4 protein-coding genes are annotated in these 2166 nt (G+C 48.2%); all 4 read left to right on the top strand.

Features of this window, described 5'->3' with window-relative positions; genetic code table 11:
* Window positions 1-634 (top strand): hypothetical protein (locus AK963_RS33855; RefSeq protein WP_202969897.1); only part of this gene is annotated, 634 nt, incomplete at its 5' end.
* A 13-nt stretch (window positions 635-647) separates the two neighbouring features.
* Complete coding sequence (locus tag AK963_RS28040) at window positions 648-1346, top strand: Rha family transcriptional regulator (protein WP_066018601.1); 699 nt, start codon at window positions 648-650, stop codon at window positions 1344-1346.
* A 60-nt stretch (window positions 1347-1406) separates the two neighbouring features.
* A complete protein-coding gene (locus AK963_RS28035; protein ID WP_066018600.1) occupies window positions 1407-1799 on the top strand; it encodes a hypothetical protein in 393 nt (130 codons plus the stop codon).
* Entirely contained in the window at window positions 1786-2082 is a 297-nt protein-coding gene (locus AK963_RS28030) for a hypothetical protein (protein ID WP_066018599.1), read from the top strand. Before AK963_RS28035 ends, AK963_RS28030 begins: the two co-directional genes overlap by 14 nt.
* Window positions 2083-2166 lie beyond the last annotated feature (84 nt).

Here is a 2166-nt window from a genome sequence, read left to right as displayed (position 1 = left end):
CAAAGGGGTAAAAGAAGCCAAGCCTGAACACTTTGTCCAGATGCAGGTGTATATGTATCTGGCCAACCCGCAGCTGACCCGAGCCTTCTATATTGCCGTCAATAAAAACACGGATGAACTGTATGGTGAGCGAGTTCGGCTAGACCCTGCCATTGGCAAGGCCACGGTAGAGCGAGCGGAGTGCATTATCGCCAGTGACCGGCCCCTGAATAAAATCAGCGACGATCCCAGCTGGTATCAGTGCAAGTTCTGCAACCACCACACTATCTGCCATGGTCAGGAAGCCCCCGCTGTTAACTGCCGTACCTGCATGCACAGCACTCCGATTGCTGATGGTGAATGGCACTGCGTACGTCACGATCAGGAGATCCCGGTATCGGTTCAAAAATCCGGCTGCGAGCTCCACCTCTATAACCCCTTCCTGTTAGAGCAATTTGCAGAACCCGTTGATAGCGGTGAGTACTGGATACGGTATCGCCTCAAATCCACTGGCGAGGCATTTGTGACAGGGACGGATAGAGGCCAGTTCTCATCCCATGAGATCAAGGCTGTAGAAGACAAAAGCCTTTTGACGGATGAGAAGTTGAACGGTTTGAAAGATCAATTCGATGGAACGATTGAAGCCAACCAATAAGAAGGAAAGTGGCATGAGCAAAATTATCGCATTCACCAGGAACGGCGAGAGCACTCTTCCGTTTAATAATCTGGCAGAGCAAACCATGACGAGTCAGCAGATTGCTCAGATCGTGGAAAAGCGTCATGTTGATGTGAAACGGGACATAAAAAATACGCTGGAAAAGTTGGAAATAGATGTGAGCAGATTTGCTCGTATTTATTTTGACTCGATGAATCGGGAGCAAACTGAGTATGAGCTGCCTTTTCACGAAACGATGACGGTTATTACTGGCTACGATGTTAATCGTCGATCTGCGGTTATTCAACGCTGGGTTGACCTCGAAACCGGGAGTGCACAACCGAATCATGCACCTACTACCAATGCTGAACGTCTATCATCAGCAGAACAAAGAATCAGCGACATTGAATACCAGCTGGAAGACCCAACCAACCGTATCCATTTGACCGAACCACCAGAAGGTTACGCCTGTGCTTCTGTATTGCAGGAGTTCATCCCTTACAGCTTCTCCTTTGTTAAAAAGACCATCCGATACTTCAAACTGACACCCGTCTATTACATCACCCAATCCGCAGAGGGTGAGCGCTATCCAGTCCGCTCATACAACATTGAGGACTTTATGACTGCCGCTGAACTGGTGGAAGAAGAGGCGAAGCAGATTTCCCGTTGCTACAAGGAACATCCTATCGTCGGTCGCTTCAGAAATCGGTAAGGCATCAAAACATCAATTCCAGTTCCTCAAAATTGAGGAACTGAAAAAGGACGGCAACAAATGGACATTACCAAAACCTATCGATTTATCCCGGCCAGTAACCCGCCAACAGAAAAGTTAGATATTGTGGGCTACCACCCTGATAACGGCTTTTGCTTTACCACGTTTGAAGACGGAGCGTTTTATCCACAAGTAACCCACTACATGAAAGTGGATGACTCGCCATTTGACCGCTATGCCGAGGCTGCGACCAGTGAAACCATTGATTTTCTGGAAGGTCAATTAGAAAGCATTCAAACCCAAACTATTCAACTCCGTGACCTGTTTGCCATTGCCGCACTGGTTGGAGAGTTTGCTGCTAACCGTGGCACGACCATCGAACAGGCCGTGAACTTTTCCTACACCATCGCTGACCGGATGCTCAAGGCAAGGGAGGCAGATGATGAAAGTTAGGTGCTATTCGACGACTGATGATTTGGTGCATGACATTACTGTTGATGGCGAGGGAAGAAGCTCCAATATTCTCAAAGTAGAATTTAAGCAGGTGCCGTTTGTTGATAAAGCATTCATCCATCGAATCCTCGATGCTTTGATGGAAGAAGTTCGGGAGCAATACAAAGCATGGCGTGAAGATCAGCACTTTGGCCGAAACCCGACGTACTTTGAGCGCAAAAAGGCCGAGCGCACCGCGATCAAAATTATTGAAGAGATGAAGCGAGGCTCCAATGGCTTATGAACTCCGCTGGTATCAGCAGGAGGCCATTGATGCGATCTATCAATACTTCAGCGCCTCCGATGGTAACCCGTTGGTCTGTGTCAG

Source organism: Endozoicomonas atrinae, from assembly GCF_001647025.1.
In the GTDB taxonomy this organism is placed as follows: domain Bacteria; phylum Pseudomonadota; class Gammaproteobacteria; order Pseudomonadales; family Endozoicomonadaceae; genus Endozoicomonas; species Endozoicomonas atrinae.
This window is presented reverse-complemented; position numbering and strand designations above follow the sequence as displayed.